Annotated in this window: 18 protein-coding genes; 5 read left to right on the top strand and 13 right to left on the bottom strand. The window is 41.1% G+C overall.

The window, feature by feature from the left end; translation table 11 throughout:
* Positions 1-457 precede the first annotated feature (457 nt).
* The 6 genes from phnX to A9Z07_RS06325 all read right to left on the bottom strand — a co-directional run bounded on the left by phnX (position 458) and on the right by A9Z07_RS06325 (position 7,474).
* Entirely contained in the window at positions 458-1,273 is an 816-nt protein-coding gene (gene phnX / locus A9Z07_RS06300) for a phosphonoacetaldehyde hydrolase (protein ID WP_069577665.1), read from the bottom strand.
* A 35-nt stretch (positions 1,274-1,308) separates the two neighbouring features.
* Entirely contained in the window at positions 1,309-2,460 is a 1,152-nt protein-coding gene (gene phnW, locus A9Z07_RS06305; RefSeq protein WP_069577666.1) for a 2-aminoethylphosphonate--pyruvate transaminase, read from the bottom strand.
* A gap of 67 nt (positions 2,461-2,527) precedes the next feature.
* A complete protein-coding gene (locus A9Z07_RS06310) occupies positions 2,528-3,670 on the bottom strand; it encodes a TIGR03364 family FAD-dependent oxidoreductase (protein WP_069577667.1) in 1,143 nt (380 codons plus the stop codon).
* Positions 3,671-3,778: 108 nt separating this feature from the next.
* The gene (locus A9Z07_RS06315; protein WP_069577668.1) at positions 3,779-5,491 is read right to left on the bottom strand and encodes a putative 2-aminoethylphosphonate ABC transporter permease subunit; all 1,713 of its coding nucleotides are present in this window, start codon (positions 5,489-5,491) and stop codon (positions 3,779-3,781) included.
* Complete coding sequence (locus A9Z07_RS06320) at positions 5,485-6,660, bottom strand: ABC transporter ATP-binding protein (protein ID WP_069577669.1); 1,176 nt, start codon at positions 6,658-6,660, stop codon at positions 5,485-5,487. The genes A9Z07_RS06315 and A9Z07_RS06320 overlap by 7 nt, the downstream gene beginning before the upstream one ends.
* A 91-nt stretch (positions 6,661-6,751) precedes the next feature.
* Positions 6,752-7,474, bottom strand: coding sequence for a UTRA domain-containing protein (locus A9Z07_RS06325; RefSeq protein WP_227516933.1), 723 nt, complete (start codon positions 7,472-7,474; stop codon positions 6,752-6,754).
* A gap of 227 nt (positions 7,475-7,701) precedes the next feature.
* Between A9Z07_RS06325 and A9Z07_RS06330 the strand changes: the two genes are divergently transcribed.
* The gene (locus A9Z07_RS06330) at positions 7,702-8,730 is read left to right on the top strand and encodes a putative 2-aminoethylphosphonate ABC transporter substrate-binding protein (protein ID WP_069577671.1); all 1,029 of its coding nucleotides are present in this window, start codon (positions 7,702-7,704) and stop codon (positions 8,728-8,730) included.
* A gap of 177 nt (positions 8,731-8,907) precedes the next feature.
* Here A9Z07_RS06330 and A9Z07_RS06335 read toward each other — a convergent pair whose 3' ends face one another.
* Positions 8,908-10,092, bottom strand: a complete 1,185-nt coding sequence (locus tag A9Z07_RS06335) for a benzoate/H(+) symporter BenE family transporter (protein WP_069577672.1) — start codon at positions 10,090-10,092, stop codon at positions 8,908-8,910.
* Between the two features lie 93 nt (positions 10,093-10,185).
* On the opposite strand from A9Z07_RS06335, the gene A9Z07_RS06340 reads away from it, so the two are divergent.
* Entirely contained in the window at positions 10,186-10,755 is a 570-nt protein-coding gene (locus A9Z07_RS06340) for a helix-turn-helix domain-containing protein (RefSeq protein WP_069577673.1), read from the top strand.
* A 29-nt stretch (positions 10,756-10,784) separates the two neighbouring features.
* Here the strand turns inward: A9Z07_RS06340 and A9Z07_RS06345 are convergent, their stop codons facing one another.
* The 4 genes from A9Z07_RS06345 to A9Z07_RS06360 all read right to left on the bottom strand — a co-directional run bounded on the left by A9Z07_RS06345 (position 10,785) and on the right by A9Z07_RS06360 (position 14,980).
* Entirely contained in the window at positions 10,785-11,459 is a 675-nt protein-coding gene (locus A9Z07_RS06345; protein ID WP_069577674.1) for a YjjG family noncanonical pyrimidine nucleotidase, read from the bottom strand.
* 197 nt (positions 11,460-11,656) lie between these two features.
* The gene (gene mhpT / locus A9Z07_RS06350; protein WP_004772240.1) at positions 11,657-12,913 is read right to left on the bottom strand and encodes a 3-(3-hydroxy-phenyl)propionate transporter MhpT; all 1,257 of its coding nucleotides are present in this window, start codon (positions 12,911-12,913) and stop codon (positions 11,657-11,659) included.
* 353 nt (positions 12,914-13,266) lie between these two features.
* Positions 13,267-13,923, bottom strand: a complete 657-nt coding sequence (locus A9Z07_RS06355) for a hypothetical protein (protein ID WP_062847553.1) — start codon at positions 13,921-13,923, stop codon at positions 13,267-13,269.
* Between the two features lie 358 nt (positions 13,924-14,281).
* Positions 14,282-14,980 carry a type 1 glutamine amidotransferase domain-containing protein gene (locus tag A9Z07_RS06360; RefSeq protein WP_069577675.1) on the bottom strand — a complete coding sequence of 233 codons (699 nt, stop codon included), beginning with the start codon at positions 14,978-14,980 and terminating at the stop codon, positions 14,282-14,284.
* A 92-nt stretch (positions 14,981-15,072) separates the two neighbouring features.
* Between A9Z07_RS06360 and A9Z07_RS06365 the strand changes: the two genes are divergently transcribed.
* The 3 genes from A9Z07_RS06365 (at position 15,073) to A9Z07_RS06375 (ending at position 17,646) form a co-directional block, all read left to right on the top strand.
* The gene (locus A9Z07_RS06365) at positions 15,073-15,492 is read left to right on the top strand and encodes a MerR family transcriptional regulator (protein ID WP_047427589.1); all 420 of its coding nucleotides are present in this window, start codon (positions 15,073-15,075) and stop codon (positions 15,490-15,492) included.
* Between the two features lie 112 nt (positions 15,493-15,604).
* The gene (locus A9Z07_RS06370; RefSeq protein ID WP_069577676.1) at positions 15,605-16,408 is read left to right on the top strand and encodes a type 1 glutamine amidotransferase domain-containing protein; all 804 of its coding nucleotides are present in this window, start codon (positions 15,605-15,607) and stop codon (positions 16,406-16,408) included.
* A 191-nt stretch (positions 16,409-16,599) separates the two neighbouring features.
* Entirely contained in the window at positions 16,600-17,646 is a 1,047-nt protein-coding gene (locus A9Z07_RS06375; RefSeq protein ID WP_069577677.1) for an acetoacetate decarboxylase, read from the top strand.
* A 307-nt stretch (positions 17,647-17,953) separates the two neighbouring features.
* On the opposite strand, the gene A9Z07_RS06380 is transcribed toward A9Z07_RS06375, so the two are convergent.
* Both A9Z07_RS06380 and A9Z07_RS06385 read right to left on the bottom strand, forming a co-directional pair.
* A complete protein-coding gene (locus A9Z07_RS06380; protein WP_069577678.1) occupies positions 17,954-19,183 on the bottom strand; it encodes an NADH:flavin oxidoreductase/NADH oxidase family protein in 1,230 nt (409 codons plus the stop codon).
* 173 nt (positions 19,184-19,356) lie between these two features.
* Positions 19,357-20,187: an alpha/beta fold hydrolase gene (locus A9Z07_RS06385; protein ID WP_069577679.1), complete on the bottom strand. Its 831-nt coding sequence runs from the start codon at positions 20,185-20,187 to the stop codon at positions 19,357-19,359.
* Between the last annotated feature and the right edge of the window lie 100 nt (positions 20,188-20,287).

Genomic DNA, 20,287 nt, shown 5'->3' on the forward strand with positions numbered 1-20,287 from the left:
TTAATAGTCTTTTCATATGTAATTCCTAATTATTTTCTTGGTGAAGTTAAACTGTATAATGGAAATAAATATTTTAATATATAAGCGTAAAAAATAAAATTTAAAATGCTGTTTGTCTTGATGGCATAATATGAGAAAAGTCTTAATCTAAAAGGTTTAGTTGTTTTTAATAAAAACACCCCTACTCTTGTTTTGATATTTTTTGAAATAATTAATATTTAAAAATAATTTTTATTGTGTTTTATGAGAAATCAATTGGAAGTAAAAATTTAAAAAGATAGATGCTATGTTTATTCTGTAAAATTGATAACTATGTCATTAAATTAATTGTTTTAGTCCCTAATAAAAATAATTTTCTAGAATTATAACTTCAAAATTTACACTCATTTATTTGTGATGGTTCATAAAAAAGCCAATTGATTTTTATCTATCAATTGGCTTGGTTTCTTTCGATAAGTTAAGGCTTTTCACCCTGATTTAGGCGGCGCTCAACATCATCCAAAACCGCTGGCAAATCAGCAATACTATCAATCACATAATGCGCACCTGATTGATTCATTTTTGCATAAGCTTTGTCTTTGAGTGGTTGTTGCTGTTCAGCAGATAGCGTCTGCCACTCTTCAAAACTCAGGCCGACTTCATTCCCGCTAATCGCAAGACCGACTGTCCAGCAGCCTGCATTTAAACCTTCTTCAATACCGACCACGGTATCGTCCACTTTAACCACAGTTTTAATATCTGAGACATCCAGCTCAATCAGGTTTTTCCAGAGCATTTCTGGATATGGGCGACCATGTTTGACATCACTTGCAGTGATAATACAGTCAGGTTGATAGCCCTGCTGTGCCGCATCTTGAACCAATTGTCCAATCATCATTGAGGCATAACCGGTATTACTGCCAATTTTTGCGCCACGTTGCTTGATATTGTCAAATACAGCCAATGCGCCTGGAATCAGTGCTGAACATTGCGGAATAGATTTCAATTGATATGGAATAAAGTCCTGATATAAACGGTCAATATCGGCAACCGCCACTTCACTGCCGTAAATTTCTTTCCAGAGTTGTGCCACACGAGGCATTTTCAATACAGCAGCAATATGATCACGTTTTTCTAAGCCCATGGGTGCACGAGCTTCTTCAATGGTGAGCTCGATTTTATTATCTTTAAATAGTGCCATAAAAGCCAAAATCGGAGCGCGTGAACCAAAATCAACCGTCGTGCCTGCCCAGTCAAAAACCACAGCTTGAAGTTGGATGTTTGTGTTTGTCATGAGATATTTCCCTAAAGTATTTATGTCGAATAAAGTTATGCAGTGACTGCGTTGAGATGGAGATGGTTCTGACAATAATCTGAAATTGCTGACAACAGACCTTCGATATCCTGTTGCTTAACTTCACCAATATTGCCGATACGGAAACAGTTCAGATCAGTCACTTTGCCGGGATAAATGACATAACCCGCCTGTTTTAAGCTTTCATAAAACTGCTGGAAGCTGAACTTTGGCGAAGCTGGATATAAGAAGGTGGTAATAATCGGAGATTGGGTACATGCATTGCCCAGTACCCGTTCAAATCCAAGTGCTGTCATACCTTTTGACAGGGTTTGCTGATTATTCAGATAACGTTGGTAGCGCGCTTCGATACCGCCTTCTTGTTCCAATTCGAGCAAGGCTTGATAAAATGCGCGAACCACATGAGTGGGTGAGGTAAATCTCCATTTCCCATTTTGTTGTTCCATGGTATGCCACTGGTCATAGAGATCCAGACTGACTGAACGTGCCAAGCCCTGACATTGTTCAAGACGCTCGCGTTTTGCCAGAATAAAACCAAAGCCTGGTACACCCTGAATGCATTTATTGGCACTGGAAATCAGAAAATCAATTTCAAGCTCAGCAATATCCATCGGTATGCCGCCGAATGAACTCATGGCATCCACAATCCAGACCTTGCCTGCGGCTTTGACTAAACGCCCGATGTCCTGAATTGGATTTAAAATACCTGTGGTGGTTTCACAATGAACGCAAGCCACATGGCTGATACTTTCATCCATTAATACTTGCTGGATTTCAGCCAAGTCAGGTGCACTCGTTTCAGGATAAACAAGTTCAACCACTTCGATATTTAAGCAGCGCACCATTTGCACCATGCGTGCCCCGTAAGCACCGTTATTGATGATCAGCACTTTTTCATGCTTGGCAATCACGGAACCTAAAACAGATTCAACCGCAAAGCTACCACTACCTTGCATCAGTACTGTGGTGTATTGATCTACTGCTGTGGTTGCCAGATTGACCAGTCTTTGGCGGATATCTTGTACCAGACCATTATATTCCTTGTCCCAAGTACACCAGTCCTTTTGCATGGCACGGCGTACCGTTGCAGAGGTCGATAATGGACCTGGTGTTAGCAGTAAATATTTATTGTCCAAAGCTAAATTTAAAGTGTCTTGTGTGTTCATGCTATTGCTCATCATTTCAAGATTTGATTTAAATATATATCAATCTGGTTTAAACCAGATGACAAGATTAAAAAATATGTTGTTCTAAAACATGTCGGATAAAACCTGCACCTGTGGTCATGCCTTTGCCTGCGATTGCACTAATCAGAAAGATGCCTGACTCAACTTCAGTCACACAGGCCAGTTCGGTTGGATGTTGAAGGTAATAGCCATTCCAGCGGGTTTGAATGGGTGGTAAACGCAGTCCAATTTTTTCCACACAGTACTGTTCAATAAACTGGTTGATTTCTTCACGCTGGTCGAACTGAGTCGGTTCATCAATATCTGCATATTCATGGCTATCGCCGAGAATGATCTGCCCAGCCTGATTCTGCTTAATGAGAATATGAATGCCAAAATCACGGACAAAGCCCTGTTGGGACGCTTGGTGGAGTTCTTTATAAGACGGACAGATTTCAAAAGCGGGATAACGGGAAATAGATAAACCTGAATAGAGGGAAACACCTAACTGTTGTGTTAAAGGCTGAGTTAATGCCATTTGCAAGGTACAACGTTTTAACTCTAGTTCCTGAAGTACTGTTGGATATAAGGTGTCGGTTTCGGCACCATGACAAATCAGGATGCGGCTTGCTTGTACGCTTTGACCTGAGGCAAGCACGGCAATAGTTGATGCCTGTTGAGAAATAGTTTTCACCACACAGGCATTACAATGGATTTCTACGCCTAAAGAGATTGCGTATTGCAAAAGGCGCTGTCCGATCAGGTGCGGTTCAACGGAATAATCTTCTGCAAATAGTAACCCTCCCAGCATAGGTGCTTGCGGTTGAAGAAATCCGTATTGTTGTGCCATTTCTGTTGCAGATAATAGCTGTATAGGAATATCAAATTGTGGTGCAAGCTGGGCAAACTCATTAACCACCTGCCATTCCAGAGCGGTATTTACCACATACAGACCATTGCGCTGTTGAAAGGAAATGTCGTACTGATGCTGGATACGTTGATAAAACTGCTTTGTATCTAGTGCATACTTGCGCCATTCACTTTCTGGATGGGTTAAGGTTGAGGTACCGACCATGCCAAAGTTACGGCGTGTCGCGCCGATGGGCTGGGCATCTTTTTCAAATACCTTTACGGTGAGGCCTTGTTCCGCAGCCTGAATAGCGGCAGATAGGCCTAAAATTCCTGCACCTACAATAATGAGATCGGTCATTGTGGTTGTCCTATTAAGTCTGTTCCAAGCAGTCATTGGGCTTGATTCGGGCTGAATTAACCCCTACCTCATACAATGAAGTATCAAAAATGAAGTGAAATTAATGGATTAGTGTGAAGCTTCGCGCCAAGCCTGTGTTTTCTTCAATATTCCTCGGGTCAGCAAACCATGGATAAGTTTGACGATGGCAGAAGTGAGCAAGATCAAGACGCTCATTGCTACTGCCGAAGCGGTATCACCGGCATCATCCATATTCAGAATAGAAACCGCAGCAAGGTTGGTATCTGGTGAATATAGGAAGATTGCAGCTGAGACGGTGGTCATCGCATTGACAAATAGATAGACCGAAATATCGCACAGTGCTGGTAAGCTGAGTGGCAAATACACTTTGTAGAAGGTTTTCCAGCGACTGCTTCCCAAACTTTGTGCGGCAGCTTCCAATTGCACAGGAATCTGTTTAATGGTGCTGCTCAGTGTCAGATGTGGCACGGTGTAATAGTGAATAATGGTTGAAATCACCAGTAAACTCATGGTGCCGTACAAGATATGTAAAGGATTCTGCATATCATTGAAAAACAGAATGTAGGCAATACCTAATACCAGACCAGGAATGGCAAGTGGCAACAAGGTCAGCATTTGCACCAGATTTTTTAATAATGGGTGAACTTTAAAACGCTCGGCACATAAGGCCACCATAAAGATCACCACACTTCCGACCAGCGTTGTAAAGCCAGCCAGTTTGAGTGAATTAAAATAGGCATCCCAACCACCGCCCTGAACATATTCAAAACGATAATGATCGAGAGTCAGGCTCAGGTCATACGGCCAGTAGCGGATAAAAGAAGCCACGATTGCAGTGATGATCAACAATAAGATGAACCCAGCAATCAGATAGCAAAACCCGCTGAACAGCCACTGACTTTGTATACTTGCTTTCATTACATACGGCTTGACCTGAAAATTCTGATAGCGTGCCTGACGTTTACTTTGATAACGGTCAAACACAAAGGCCAATAATGCTGGACAAAGCAACAGGATGGAGATGACTGCACCCATTTGCATATTTTGTTGACCAATAATCTGCTTGTACACGTCCAGCGCCATCATGTTGAATGAGCCGCCAATGACTTTAGGAATACCAAAATCAGTAAGTACATAGGTAAATGCCACCAATGCTGCACTGACCAGCCCATAACGGATAGCTGGCAAAGTGACAGCGCGATGTGTCGCCCACAGTCCTTTTCCTAAACTACGCGAAGCTTCTATCAACGACTGGTCAATATTTCTAAATGCAGACAGCATCAAGATACAAATAGCTGGAAATAACCAGAAACAATAGCTGATCAGGATGCCCAATGGCCCGTAAATTTCAGTGTCACCGAGCAAACTTTTCAATACACCTTGTTGACCAAACAGATAGACCAGCGCCAGAGACGGTAAAATGGACGGCGCCAGAATGGGCAAAAATGCAATCGCTTTTAAGATCCCTTTTCCCTTGATATCAACGACGGTTAAGGCATAGGCATAGATACTTGCCATCAAGACCGTGATTGCTGTAGCAACACTTGCAATCCAGATTGAATTAAAAATCGATGAGAATAAACTTGGATTGGAAAAATATTCAATAAAGTTTGCCAGACCGATGTATTGTCCATCACTATTTAAAAATGCCCCTTTAAAAAGAATTGCTAAAGGCAGAATGAGTAGACAAAACAGACCAAGTGCAGCAATAAATAAAAATGCTGATGAACGGAAAGAATAAAGCGAAGATTTAGCGGCCTGATTCTTTAAAATCGCAGCGGCAGTCGACTGATTTAACATAGTGTCCGCCCTTTCCCGTCAAAGACATGTAACTTTTTTATAGCTACCTTGATATACATGTTTGGATTGAGTACCGCGAGTGCATCATTGTCCAGATCAAGCTGAATCACATGGGCAGCATCATTTTGTTCAAGATTGACTTGGGTAAACAGCCGACGTTTTGCACCAAGAAATTCAGTTGAAATAATGGAAACAGGCAAATAGATAAATGCTGGATCATGATCAGCTTGTTCACACAAGGCGACCATTTCTGGGCGAAACGCCAGTTCAATCTGCTGTCCAGCTTGTAAAGATGAAGTTTTTAATTGTACTGACTGCCCAAATACCTGAATTGTGTTTGAGTCGCTCACCTGTGCAGGCAAGAAATTCATGGTGCCAATAAACTGGGCTACAAATTTGGTTTGAGGTTTATAGTAAATATTATGTGGTGTATCGACCTGCTCAATCACGCCGTGATTCATCACCACCACACGATCAGAAATACTCAGTGCTTCTTCCTGATCATGAGTCACCATCACGGTTGGTAAACCCAACTGCTGCTGAATGACACGGATTTTTTGCCTTAAATTGACACGGACGATGGCATCCAGTGCAGATAGTGGCTCATCCAAAAGCAGAATATCGGGTCGTGGTGCGATTGCACGGGCTAAGGCAACGCGCTGTTGCTGTCCACCAGACAATTGATTCGGATATTTTGTCGCAATGGTAGGTAACTCGATCAGTTGTAATAATTCTTCAGTGCGCTGTTGACGCTCAGCCTTATTCCATTGTTTTGCATGGAGTCCAAAGGTAATATTTTCAGCGACAGTGAGATTGGGAAACAGTGCGTAGTTTTGAAATACGATGCCACAACGGCGTTTTTCAACTTTCTGGTTGGAAATGTCCTGTTCCATTTTAAGAACTTTTCCGTAGTCCTGTACTTCTAATCCGGCAATAATTCTTAAAAGTGTGGTTTTACCACAGCCTGAAGGTCCTAACAGGCTAATGAACTCACCTTCATAGACTTCAAAATTGATATGATCCAGAACCTGATGTTTCTGAAAACTTTTCTGAACATCAATAACTTCTAGAACTTTCTTGCGTTTATCCGCATGGATAAAATTGCTCAGTCCAGAGACTAAACTGCTCGCAGACTGAGTCGAAAAGTTATTCGGTGAATACTGCTTCATCAACGTTCCTTATCCAGAACTTTAAGTGATTAAGCTGTATTTGAGCAGGTTATTATGACAGTTTAATTAAATCTGGTTTAAACCAGATTGGCTAGCTTTGCGCTTCAAAATGTAAATCCAGCACATCATGTAACCAGTATTCTTGGTCAATATCAGTCACTCTTCCATGTTGGTCGCGGTTACTTCGGCAAATATAAAGCCCTAAAGATCCAACATTTACATGTAAGGCTTTAGCTTGTTGCTCAGCCAAGGCTGTAGGAAACAAATTGATATTGGCACGGGTAATGACACATTGATATTCATCTGCCATGAGTTGGGTGACTGATTGATTGAGCGGATGTGCTAAAAAATCAGCAAATAAATCTGCACGGATACGTAAATGCTCAACCAACACAGGTCGTCCATTAATACTTCGACGACGCCAGATTGAATAAACCGAACTACCGATCGCAATATCTAAATGTTTGGCATCCCAAGGAGTTGCTTCCACCTGCTCTGCTGAAATCAGGTCTGTAGAAGGCACATAGCCTTGTTCGCTGACATATTGCATAAAGCTTTTTGTCGACTGCGGATGATAAATAATGCGGGGCGCCCGAACATACCAGCCACGACGATCCAAACGGTAAATTAAACCATCCATTTCCAAAGCCAGTAAGGCTTCACGCACGGCAACGCGAGTGGTTTGAAACTTTTCTAATAGTGTACGTTCAGATGGAAGTTTGACATTACTCAGTAAAATTCCAGACTCTATTTCATGCGCCAATGAATCACGAATAGGAATATATTTAGGAATACGTGCTGATGATTGATCGATCTGAACCATAATTTTGAACCCAACATTTTAATTTTACTATACATGCAAAAAATGAAAGATTATTGAAAACTAGCATTTCTTTTGCGGAGTTTAAGTTTTTTTGTCGAAAAAATAAAAGAAGAAAAATAATAAATCTGGTTTAAACCAGCTTAATGAAATTGTCATATTCACTTGCTTAAATGTCCATCAACTCAGCAATCGTTGCATCATTATTCAAGGACGCTCTCATGACACGTTTATATCGATCTCTTTCTCTTTTAACACCAGCATTGATGGGCGGTCTGCTGTCGGCTGCCCTTACCTCAGCTGGTGAAATTACCGTTTATACTGCATTAGAATCTGATCAGCTCGCTGCATATAGTGCAAAAATTCGTGAAGACTACCCTGATTTAAAAATTAAATGGGTACGTGATTCAACGGGTGTCATTACCGCACGTTTGCTTGCAGAACAAAAAAATCCAAAAGCGGATGTGGTGGCTGGTCTTGCAGTGACGAGCTTGATGTTGCTGGATCAGAGAAATATGTTGCATCCTTATGCACCTGTGGGCGTGGAAAAATTAAATAAACAATTCGTCAGCCCGAAAAAAGTACCGACCTGGACGGGTATGGATGCTTGGGAATCAGCGTTGTGCGTCAATAGTATCGAATTGAAAAAGCGTAAACTTCCAGTTCCTCAAACGTGGGCAGATCTAACTAAGCCCATCTATAAAGGCCTAATCGTGATGCCAAATCCTGCATCAAGTGGGACTGGATATTTAGATGTATCTGCATGGCTACAACTATTTGGACAGCAAAAAGCGTGGACATATATGGATGCGCTGCATAAAAATATTTCCCAATATACTCATTCAGGTTCTAAACCTTGTCAGATGGCTGCACAGGGTGAAGCTGTGATTGGTATTTCTTTTGGTTATCGTGCTGCTCAGTTGAAACAACGTGGCGCACCGTTAGAAATCGTGTTTCCTAAAGAAGGCTTAGGTTGGGAAATGGAAGCCTCTGCTATTGTTAAAGGAACAAAAAATCTGGCAGATGCACAAAAATTTATTAACTGGACCGTGAGTAAAAAAGCCAATGAAGCCTATGCCAAGAACTTTGCGGTGGTGGCTTATCCAAACGTGGCGAAACCAATGCCATTCCGACCAGCCCAGATTAACCAAATGATGATTAAGAACAATTTTGAGTGGGCTGCGAAAAACCGCGATGGTATTTTAAAAGAATGGACTAAACGCTACGACGGTAAAACCGAGAAAAAATAATCTTCAGCATTGCGATGAGGAGGATATTCTGTAGCTTGGTCTGCCTTCCTCCCCACCGCTATTTTTTATATTTGCTGCATCCTAAAACGTACTTTTTAGATGAAATATATGATTGATGTTAAGTTCAACGATCTGGCGGAGGGTTGAACTTAACATGGGCAGCTAAAAGCCGATTCTCTACGCTATTTTATGATCACGTTTCACTAAAATCTGATACGCAATAATTCCGCCGACCAAGCCCCAAAATGCTGAACCGATTCCCAATAAGGTAACGCCCGATGCGGTGAGAAGAAAACAGATAATCGCTGCATCACGACCTTGTTCTTCCGCCAATGCTTGATGCAGACTGTTCATTAAGGTGGTGATTAAGGCCAATCCAGCAAGAATATGGATCAATACGGTTGGTAAGCCATTAAACAATATGAAAATAGCACCACCAAAAATTCCTGCGATTAAATAAAAGATCCCTGCCCATGTAGATGCAATATAACGTTTTGCAGGGTTTGGATGAACATCAGGTGCCATACAAAGTGCTGCGGTAATGGCTGCAATACAGATACTAAAACCACCCCACGGCGCTAAAATAATTGCGGTTAAGGAAGTACATACCAGCAACATTGACGTTTTTGGTGCATAACCGCTGGCCTGTAAAATCGCAATACCCGGCGCATTTTGAGATGCGAGAGAGACAATAAAAAATGGAATCCCGACACCAATCAGCGTAGTCATGGTGAAATGCGGCTGGATAAAGGTTGGAAGTGTAAAGACGTTGCTGGTCTGTGTAAAATGTAAATCCCCACTGAGTCCTGCAACAACAATTCCTGTAATTAACGTTGCAATAATGGCATAAAGTGGAAACCAGCGGCGGGTCAAAATAAATGCCGCCAACATGGCAATACACAGGATAAAGTTGACCTGTAATGCTTCAAATGTACTTAAACCAAAGCGTAACAGAATGCCTGCCAGCATCGCAGAAGCGATGGAACGTGGAATGTAATTCATGAGTTTGGCAAAAATACCGGTCGCGCCACATAACAGCATTAGTCCCGAAGCAAAAATAAAGACACCCACTACTTCATTAATACTTACTCCAGTCAGGCTGGTTGCAAGCAAGGCAATTCCGGGTGTCGACCATGCGGTTAAAATCGGAGTACGGTAATATAGTGACAAGCCAATACTGGTGATTCCCATACCGATACCCAGCATCATCAACCAGCTTCCAGTTTGCGAAGCATCCAGCCCAGCCCTTTCCAGTGCCTGCAAAATAATGGCCAAAGAACTGGCATAGCCTACCAGTACTGCCACAAGTCCAGTCATGATCATGGCTGGTGAGGAAGACCTAAAAAATGCTAAGTTACGCATAGGAAGTACTTTACTGAAGATGACGGTAGAGTGACTAAAGTATCATCGTCTGTTATAACGGACAATCATTTTTAATCAAGAAGACTTCTATTTATGCAAGATATTCCACCCAATGTTGCCGAAGCTTTAAAAAAATTAAGAACCGAGCGAGGTTTGAGTCTTAGCCAGACTGCTGAATTAACTGGTGTGAGTAAAGCGATGCTTGGGCAGATTGAGTTGGGTAAGTCGAGTCCAACTGTTGCAACCCTCTGGAAAATCGCCACAGGATTCAATATTGCATTTTCGACTTTTCTTGAAGGTGGGCAAGCTCAAACTCAACCAGAGATTCATCATTTCAGTGATTTACCTGTTTTTGAACAGGATCATTCAGGCATGCGAGTGAGTCCTCTGATTCCTTTTGATGAAGAACTGCGAATGGATGTGTTGAAGATTGAATTGCTACCGGGTGCAAAAAGTGAATCTAGCCCGCATGAGGCAGGCGTGATTGAGCATATTATTGTGTTTGCTGGGGTATTGCAGTTACAGCTTGAGGGGATGAATCATACTGTTGCCGCAGGAGAATCCATCCGTTTTCATGCCGATATTCCGCATACCTATGCCAATACGGGTGAGCAGATTGTGATTATGCACAATGTCATTCACTATCCACGTCCTGCCTCTTAACCTCTTATCAGCAAAGGCATGCTTTTGTTTTATAGGATCTTGGTCAGATCAGACAGATGTTGAATGGTATAAGTAATATTCAGATTCTGCTTATTTTTTAGTTGTTTCGGGTTATACCAGCAGGTCGGGATTTCACAGGATGTTGCCCCCTTGATATCTGCCTCTAAGCTGTCCCCAATAAAAAGTATTTCTTCTTTGGCGATATTACTTCTAGCTAAGCAGGTCTGAAAAAAACGCTGGTCAGGTTTTTCATAACCCACATCATCAGAAACATATAAATCAGAGAAATGCGGTAATAAACCCGCCAAGTGTAAACGTGCTTTTTGTTGAAGCAGAATGCTATTGGAAGCGGCAAAGAGTTTATATTTTTGGCTCAAATACTGGATCGCTTCTGCTGCACCTTCTTCGAGCGTATGTTCTTTGGCTAGATTGCCCTGAAAGGTATCACGGAAATGATCGTGGTTAATTTCAACTTTTAGTGCAGTAAATAGTTCTTTAAAACGATTATTAATCACATCCTGTACGGTAATTTGACCTAACTTCTGTCTTTCCCATAAAAGATGGTTTATCTGTTTATAAGTGGAATAGGTCAGATCATCATGATGTAAATTGAATTCCCCAAATGATTTCACAAATGCCGAGCGATTCGCCACGCTAAAATTCAGCAAGGTATCATCAATATCAAAGAAAATCGCCTTATACATCCTACTCTTCCTATTTGTTCATCCTAAATCGCCGCTATTTTATTATACCGATAAGTCAAAAGCCAATGTGCATCATCTTGAATCTATATGGGCGCATTTGCAGACTGAAATAAAAAAGGAAACAGCGGGTGCTATTTCCTTTGTTTGAGGACGTCGAAAAATTAATTTTTTTCTAACCTTCCATGAATAAAAGCAAATCAGGTGGTGACGATCTTTAGATTATCTTTTTCTTCTGCGGAATGCGTCGGCTTACGAAGCAAGATCAGTGCTGAAATGGCAGCCAATAAAATCATTGGAATACTTGAAGCAATCACCACAATTTCACTTTGACCTGTTCCAAGTAAATACCCCGCAACTAATGGGCCGGAAAACGCACCTATCCTGCCAATTGCAACAGCAGCACCGACTCCCGTTCCTCGCATTTCCGTTGGATAATATTTGGCTGCTAAGGTATAGAGAATTGACTGACAACCAATCACAAACATACCGCATCCAGTTGCAAATAAGGTAAAGCTAAATGCGCTATTAGAATAAGCAAGGCCAATCAATGAGAGCAAAATACCACTATAAACACTTGCAACAATCACAAACTTATTCAAACGATCCAGCATAAAACCTAAAATGAGTACGCCGATTGAGCCACCCAGATTAAAGCCTATCTGGATATAACTTGCTTGCTCTTTATTCAGTCCTAATCCTGAAATGAGGGTCGGTAACCAGTTTTGGAATAGCGCCAATACCAAAAGCGTTCCAAAGAAACTTAACCATAGACTAGAAGTGATCAGCACACGAGGCTTTGCAAACAAAACTGTCATTAAGCTTTGATTTTTTGCTGGACTGGTCGCCGTTTTATTGAGATAAGCTTTTGATTCAGGTAAAAAGAAAATCAGAATAGGTACAAGCAATAAAGGTGCGATACCACCAAAATAAAAGATATGTCGCCACTCATGATCGGCAGTGAGAGATAATGCAACTACAGAAGTGAGTACACCGCCAATTGGCATACCGCAATACATCACACTTACCGCCGTGGCTTTGTATTTTTCACTCACAGCCTCGGAAACCATGGTAATCACAATGGGCAAGGCCCCGCCCATGCCTAATCCTGTCAGAAATCTTACCAACAGTAAGGTATTCAGTTGTTGGGCAAAAGGCGTTAATAAAGACATCAGGCCAAAAATAAGAATACAGCTAATAAATACTTTTTTACGTCCAATCGAATCAGCGATCCTTCCTGCAATCATGGCACCTGGTAAAGTCCCCAGAACTGCTGCACTAAATACCCAGCCCATTTCCGTACTGTTCAGTAGCATTTCCGCTTTCATTCTGGGAGCTGCAACGCCCATCGACTGCAAATCAAAGCCTTCAATAATGGCGAAAATAAAACATAAAACCAATGTAATGATCATGCCAATTTTTGATGACGGTGATGCGACTTCTGCATCCTTTAACATTTCTATCTTCCTTTTTGATTCTTCGAATTTATAATCTCTTGTATACAATCCTTTATGTTGGCATATTTTCAGAGAAAGCAAAAAAAGACTAGCAGAGCGAAAAAAGTTACGCAATACAAAATAAACTTATGCAATATGTAATCGTGGTTCATCGAGAGCATTTTTGAAACTCTGAATTTTTAACAATTATTAGTTAAATCTGACATCACCTTTCTTTAACTTTTTGTGTTAGAAATATAAACCAGTTCAGCGAATGGATATTTGTGAACTATATTTGTGTTTTAAAATGTTGATTATTTTTGTATAACCAACATTTTAAAATTGTATGAAAAGCTGAAAATCTCATTATTTATCTAAAATAGATATGAAATAGCTAAATTTAGTCCTTTCAATGTTGTTTTATCTTCAGTTTTATTCACCTCCTGTTTAAAAATACGGTAGGCTGACATCACACCAAGGTTTTTACTTAGCATACTTTTTACACCAAATCGATATTCCTCTGCATCGCTTTTATTTAAATCAAGATAGCCAACATCAATGAAACCAACGATTGGGGTTTTTCCTGCGATGAGACCTAATAAATATTCTCCATTAACATGAATACCAACACCAGAATCATTCCATTCAGGAATCATAGAAAAATCAAATTGCTCACGTTGACCAAAATATTCAACACTTGTCTGTACAGAACCTTTTGCTAACTTCTTTCGCCAGCCTATCCCAAGACGATATTCATCTACATCAATACCTGGTTCTGGTAATGCATCCATATCAATAGAAGCTCCTTCATAATGTATATATCCAAACCATTGATCTTTATTTAGTTCAGCAACAATACCGTATGCTCGAGCATCGCCTGTTATTTTTGCACTTCCAGTATTTTTAACTTCAACTGTTGCTTTTGGAACGATATAGGTTGCAATGAATCCACCTACACTCTGCTCTGCAAAAGCTTGACTATTTATCAGTACACCTAAACTCACTACCGTTATATATCTTATGATTTTCACTATCACATCCTTGTGTAATTGCTAAATTTTAGGCATAAAGAATTACTGAAATATTGTGAACAATAAATCTTGAAAAAAATTTAGGCCTTATATCTAGTACAATCGTTTTATTCTGAAATTAAAATAAATGATCAAATAAATTCTTAATCATCCCTGAAGCCTCATCGTGAGGAATGCTTCTTTCTTTTTAGAAATGTACCAAATCTGAAAATTAGGTCTATATAAAAAAAACAATATGTTGTATTGATAAAATCAATACAACATATTAAGAAGTGGCTAGCTGTCAGTTGAGGTTTAAACTTATTTTTAGAGTCAGCAGTATAGATATTGTTTTATGCTTTAACTCATATGTTTCGATCTAATCGGTCTTTATCTTTAATGCTTCAATCATTGCCAATGCAGTCACACGCGCTGAAAATGGATTCTGTCCCGTAATCAGGTTGCCATCTCGAACGACATTTGGCATAAAAGGAATCAATTTCTTTTCATAATCTGCACCTCGCTCTTTTGCCAGTTGTTCTGCGTTATAGGGCACTTTTTTTGCCACACCTGCTAGCACTTCTTCGCACCACGCAAAGCCAGTGAGTTTTTTACCTGCAATCAGGTATTGTCCATTTGAAAGCTGAACATTGAGCAATCCACAATAACCATGACAGACACTGGCAACGATGCCACCCTTTTCATAAATATTCTTGGTGATCTGTTGCAGCTCAGGATTATCTAAAAAGTCCCACATCACACCATGTCCACCCGTGTAATAAATCGCATCGTAATCTTGCCAATTAATATCGGCTGGTTTCTTGGTTGTTTCCAGTAATTGCATAAATGCAGGATCATTTTTGCGCTTTAAAACAGAAGCGTCAGCCACGAAACGCTCTAGTGATTTAGGCTCAATTGGAGAATGACCGCCTAAAGGGCTCACAATATCTTGAATATAATGATGCTTTTCAAACTCGTCATAGGCATGAGTCAACTCCCCTAGCCATAGACCCGTTGGACGATCAGCTTTTTCATATTGGGCAACATTGGTCACCACATGCAGGATACGTTTAGACATTTTTCACCTCAGCTTTTAACGTTATTTTTAGTCTTGCTTTTGTCTCACTATAAGTCTAAAGTTAGCTTTAATGTCAAGAGGAAATCGGTAAAATGAATATCAGTGAATTATCGAAACGTAGTGGTTTAACCACTCCAACGATTCGTTATTATGAGCAGATTAAACTGTTACCGAAAGCAAAGCGCAAATCGAATGGTTATCGTGAATATAGCGAAAATGACCTCAAACAATTATTCGTGATTCAGCAAGCACAACAAGTCGGTTTCTCTTTGACCGAGATCAAGGCTTTTCTCCCTTCAAATGTCAGCTCTTGGGATCATGATGTTCTGATTAATCTTCTGGAAAGTAAAATCAAGGATATTGAAGACTTAGAGCAGAAACTGGCCATGAGCAAACAGAATCTTCGAGTGATGATTACTGCAATTAATAACAAGCCAGATGAAATCACCTGTGCAGAAAATGCGCAGCGTTTGCTCAATCTTTACTATAGCAATGACAACGCTGAAAAATAATCGGCACCCTCTTTTATCGTTCTTTCCTCATCCGAAACTGATCAAAAGCTATTGACCTTAAACCTTACTTTAAGCATAGGATCTTTGACAGGTGATTAATGAGGAACCTGTCATGTTGCAACGTTGGAATCTTAAACAATGGTTGATCAGTATTTTTATGCTGGTCTTTTCGGTTAACTCGGTCTTAGCGGCCGAATCTGTACAAAATGTACAAACGAAATCCTTAGGAAAAATTCTGGTGGTGATGACCAACCACGCTGCTTATCCTTCTCGTTCAGATCATACGGGCTTATGGTTGACTGAACTGACCCATTTTTATGATATTGCACAAGCTGCTGGCTATGACATGGATTTCGTTAGTCCACAAGGTGGTGCTGTTCCTTTAGATGAACGCAGCCTAAAGCCCATTTATCTCGATAAATCAGCTAAAGCACACCTCGCTGACCCTAAATTTATGCAGCGTTTAAATAATACAGTTGCACCTGCTGCGATTGATCCATCCCGTTACAAAGCAATTTATTATACGGGCGGTCACGGCACCATGTGGGATTTCCCCAAAAATGAGGGCCTGAAAAAGATCAGTGAACAAATTTACCAGCAAGGTGGTGTGGTATCCGCAGTTTGTCACGGTGTGGGAGGTTTATTGTCGCTTCAGGACGATCAGGGAAAAGCATTGATTGCAGGCCGAACTGTAACAGGATTTGCCAATCTTGAGGAAACACTCTCAGGCATCAAATCGCAAGTCCCTTTTTCATTGCAAGATGGGCTGGTACAACGCGGCGCACATTATAAGCGTGCGTGGGTCCCATTTACGTCTTATGTGGTTGTGGATGACCGCATCATTACAGGACAAAATCCACAGTCGAGTAAAGAAATTGCGGAAGCTGTGGTCAAACGTCTCAGTACTTTAAAATAAAAAATGCCATTAAAGCCAGATCCTAACAATCTGGCTTTTTTATTAAACAAATAGATATTTCTCAATAAGATTTATATTTCCCTATTGATTCATTGTTCTCATGCATCGAATGAGTGAAAGCCTTCAAAAAATGCTTGACCTTAAAGTGAGCTTTAATCTTAGCATCTTAAAAGGTTAACAGGAGGAATCTCATGAACTTCAATCAACGTCATTTAAGTCGTTCAATCTCGGCAATAGCAGCAAGTGTATTGCTCAGCACTGCAACTTATGCAACTGAGCCCAATCAGCTCGCAAATCAAATCCATACCTCACAGAACACAGCGCAAACCACTGTTGTTGAATTTGGCCCTTATAAAGTCAATGTGCCTAAAGGTGGTTATTACGATCGTTTTCGTATGAATCCTGATTTAGATGAAGTGGCAAAAGACCCAGCCGCTGGAAATATTGATTATTTCCGTACTATTCCTAAAAAGCTGGTGGATACGCGCGTGGGTAAAGTCTGGTCACCAAATTTCTATTACCGTACCAGCAATGTACAATTGTTGATGCTCGCTCCCATCGAAAAATTAAAAACCAAGCTACCTGCACCGCTTGAGCCCTTACAGCCTTTCCCTGGTTATGGTTTAGTTTCTCTAACCTTCTTTTCCTATGCTGTTGGGGATGTCGATCCATATGATGAAGTTTCTGTTGCCATTGTGGTTCGTCGGCCTGATGCACATCATTTCAATAGCACTGAATTATTAAGCTCAATGCGCAAGCATAAATATTATGGTTATGTACTGGCTTTACCTGTCGATACGGAAATTGCCCGTGTCCGTGGTGTTTATGGCTACCAGTTACCCAAATGGCTCACACCGATTGATCTGAATATTGGCAGTCAAAAACTACAGGCTCAGATTTTTAATACAGATGGTCAACCAGATTTAAGTCTGACTGCGCCTTTGCCAAAAATTAAAACGGTGAAGCCACAATCAAGAATTGAAACCAAGACCATGTATCAACTGGTTGACGGTAAATGGCACAGCACTTCTGTAGAGTCAAATACATTGGCGTTTGGACAAAAGTTATTTCCAAAGGACGTGCAACTGGTGCGTAGTGGCGGGCCATTGACGAAACTTCTGAATGATTTAGGCACGGAGAAGATCTTGCGTCTCGATGTAGTCAAAGATGCTCAATTAGCCCTGAATATGCCTGTTCCTTATCCTGCGCTGGATCAGGTCAGCCAGCATAAAAAGTAAGTTTATGGCATCCAGTACCCGTTTTCAGATTGAAAGCGGGTATTTTTTATTTGCACTAAAATGTTTGTCGTTTTAAAAATAGAAAATTCTCATCTTTGGTCAATTATTTCTCTTTAGTTTTAAGTCGAAGTACCATTCTTATTTTCTTGTATAGGTTTTTAGAACATTCGGTTGATGTCTAATAGTCTGATCGTAGATTGCAAAAAAGCTCTCAATAAAAAAGCCAATGACAGATGTGCTGCCATTGGCTGTCGCTTCATAATTCAAACTATAAAAAGTTTAGAAGCTCTGCTGCTATTTAATATGCTTAGGCATAATGACGCATCTGGTTTTTATAAAGACGGGTACGGCGTGCCATCGCGGCTTGTTGCAGAATCAGTGCCCAAAGTGGAGAAACTTTTGGATTCGGGTGTTTTCCAAGGCTCAATTTACGCAACTGAAATTTCACTGTGGCCATATTCGCCAAAGAAGCCAGCGTTTTGTTTTTCCAGTGGATGGGCTGTAACTCAGGTGCCGTGTTCTGCCCTTGCTGCCATTGATAAGGTAAATTTGGTTCGATTGCCAACGCAGTCGCTATCCCGACCATATCGACACCGCTTTCAATCACTTGTTCCGCCACCTGTTTACGGCGAATTCCCCCCGTTACCATCACTGGCATCTTGGCTACTTTGCGGATCTCCTGAGCAAATTCCAGAAAATAAGCTTCACGTGCCAAGGTACGACCATCGCGTGACTGTCCTTGCATGGCAGGTGCTTCATAGCTACCACCAGACAGCTCGACCAGATCGACTGCTAATCCATTTAGCATCTGCACCACTTGCTGTGCATCTTCCGCACTAAAACCACCACGCTGGAAATCTGCTGAATTGAGTTTCACAGCCACAGTAAATGTCTCAGAAACCACAGCACGTACTGCTTTAACTATCTCAATCAGGATACGGGCCCGATTTTCCAGAGAACCACCCCACTGATCCTGACGTTTATTGCTGAGTGGTGAAAGGAACTGGCTGAGTAAATAACCATGCGCTGCGTGGATTTCAACACCTGTAAAGCCAGCTTTTTCACCTAGACGTGCAGTATTGGCAAAGCGGTCTATCACTTCCTGAATCATGTCCTGATTCATTTCAATTGGCGTATTAAAACGATCTGACATTTTGCCCAAATCTAGCGCAACGGCTGAAGGTGCCCAAGTATCCTGACCTAAATTGGATTGCATCTGACGCCCCGGATGATTGATCTGCAACCAGACTTGTGCGCCTTTAGAACGACCGATTTGTGCCCAACGCTTAAAGGTGTCCAGATGCTGTTCATCTTCGAGTACCACGCCGCCAGGCCCTGTCATTGCACGGCGATCGACCATTACATTACCGGTAATGATTAAACCGACACCACCATCCGCCCATGCCTGATATAAACGCATCAGTTCTTCCGACGGCGCATGATTGATATCTGCCATATTTTCTTCCATTGCTGCTTTTGCAATGCGGTTGGGAATATCAGAACCATTCGGGAAAACCAGTTTTTCAAATACTTTCATTTTTGTGACCTCATTGAGTATGGATTTACTTTAAGATTAAAGCCAACTTTAATGTCAATAGTTTTATCAAATGGAATAATATATTTTTTATAAATATTTTTAGATTCAGTCAATTAGGTAATAAAAAATAGAGGCACGCAGGCCTCTATTTTGATTGTGTTGAGTAAAATGGATTATTGGCGGATAAATGCCAGTAAATCTGGATTAATCACATCCGCGTTTACGGTGAGCATTCCATGTGAGAAACCTTTATACATTTTTAAAGTACCGTTTTGCACTAGCTGGGCTGACAATGCGCCCGAATTTTCATAAGGAACTACCTGATCATCATCGCCATGCATCACCAGCACAGGCACTGAAATCTTTTTCAAATCTTCTGTAAAATCGGTTTGGGAAAAAGCCACGATGCCATCATAATGTGCTTTGGCACCGCCCATCATGCCTTGTCGCCACCAGTTCCAGATCACAGGCTCAGATGGTTTTGCATCGGGACGATTAAAACCATAGAAAGGACCAGCAGGCAAATCGTAATAAAATTGCGATCTATTCTTGAATAACTGGTTTTGCAGGTCATCAAACACTTCTTTCGGTAAGCCGTCAGGATTATTCGGTGTTTTTACCATAATCGGTGGCACTGCACTAACCAGCACGGCTTTGGCAACATTTTCTTCGCCATGACGCGCGATGTAATGTGCTACTTCCCCACCTCCTGTTGAATGCCCAATATGAATGGCATTCTTAATCCCGAGATGTTGTACTACCGCAGCGACATCATCAGCATAATGATCCATATCATGTCCATCCCAAACCTGACTGGAACGACCATGCCCACGACGATCATGTGCGACGACACGGAAACCTTCGTTTAAGAAAAAGAGTAACTGGGCATCCCAATCATCTGAGCTCAGTGGCCAGCCATGATGGAAAAAGAGGACTTGTGCATCTCGTGGACCCCAGTCCTTATAAAAAATTTCTACACCATCTTTTGTCGTAACGTACGCCATCTTTGTTTCTCCTGTGTAAGATTTACACTGTCGAGTCATGATCTATGTTGTAATTCATGTCGGTAAAATCACATTATTTTTAAAACTATCTGTATGGATA

This window comes from Acinetobacter sp. YK3 (genome assembly GCF_001729365.1).
Classification (GTDB): domain Bacteria; phylum Pseudomonadota; class Gammaproteobacteria; order Pseudomonadales; family Moraxellaceae; genus Acinetobacter; species Acinetobacter vivianii.

What these genes read in the sequence shown, in the direction of transcription:
- A9Z07_RS06380 (WP_069577678.1), bottom strand. Translation starts at nt 19,183, where the DNA reads ATGAAAGTATTTGAAAAACTGGTTTTCCCGAATGGTTCTGATATTCCC.
- A9Z07_RS06385 (WP_069577679.1), bottom strand. Translation starts at nt 20,187, where the DNA reads ATGGCGTACGTTACGACAAAAGATGGTGTAGAAATTTTTTATAAGGAC.
- A9Z07_RS06365 (WP_047427589.1), top strand. Translation starts at nt 15,073, where the DNA reads ATGAATATCAGTGAATTATCGAAACGTAGTGGTTTAACCACTCCAACG.
- mhpT (WP_004772240.1), bottom strand. Translation starts at nt 12,913, where the DNA reads ATGTTAAAGGATGCAGAAGTCGCATCACCGTCATCAAAAATTGGCATG.
- A9Z07_RS06340 (WP_069577673.1), top strand. Translation starts at nt 10,186, where the DNA reads ATGCAAGATATTCCACCCAATGTTGCCGAAGCTTTAAAAAAATTAAGA.
- A9Z07_RS06370 (WP_069577676.1), top strand. Translation starts at nt 15,605, where the DNA reads ATGTTGCAACGTTGGAATCTTAAACAATGGTTGATCAGTATTTTTATG.
- A9Z07_RS06345 (WP_069577674.1), bottom strand. Translation starts at nt 11,459, where the DNA reads ATGTATAAGGCGATTTTCTTTGATATTGATGATACCTTGCTGAATTTT.
- A9Z07_RS06320 (WP_069577669.1), bottom strand. Translation starts at nt 6,660, where the DNA reads ATGAAGCAGTATTCACCGAATAACTTTTCGACTCAGTCTGCGAGCAGT.
- A9Z07_RS06360 (WP_069577675.1), bottom strand. Translation starts at nt 14,980, where the DNA reads ATGTCTAAACGTATCCTGCATGTGGTGACCAATGTTGCCCAATATGAA.
- A9Z07_RS06330 (WP_069577671.1), top strand. Translation starts at nt 7,702, where the DNA reads ATGACACGTTTATATCGATCTCTTTCTCTTTTAACACCAGCATTGATG.
- A9Z07_RS06310 (WP_069577667.1), bottom strand. Translation starts at nt 3,670, where the DNA reads ATGACCGATCTCATTATTGTAGGTGCAGGAATTTTAGGCCTATCTGCC.
- phnX (WP_069577665.1), bottom strand. Translation starts at nt 1,273, where the DNA reads ATGACAAACACAAACATCCAACTTCAAGCTGTGGTTTTTGACTGGGCA.
- A9Z07_RS06375 (WP_069577677.1), top strand. Translation starts at nt 16,600, where the DNA reads ATGAACTTCAATCAACGTCATTTAAGTCGTTCAATCTCGGCAATAGCA.
- phnW (WP_069577666.1), bottom strand. Translation starts at nt 2,460, where the DNA reads ATGAACACACAAGACACTTTAAATTTAGCTTTGGACAATAAATATTTA.
- A9Z07_RS06315 (WP_069577668.1), bottom strand. Translation starts at nt 5,491, where the DNA reads ATGTTAAATCAGTCGACTGCCGCTGCGATTTTAAAGAATCAGGCCGCT.
- A9Z07_RS06335 (WP_069577672.1), bottom strand. Translation starts at nt 10,092, where the DNA reads ATGCGTAACTTAGCATTTTTTAGGTCTTCCTCACCAGCCATGATCATG.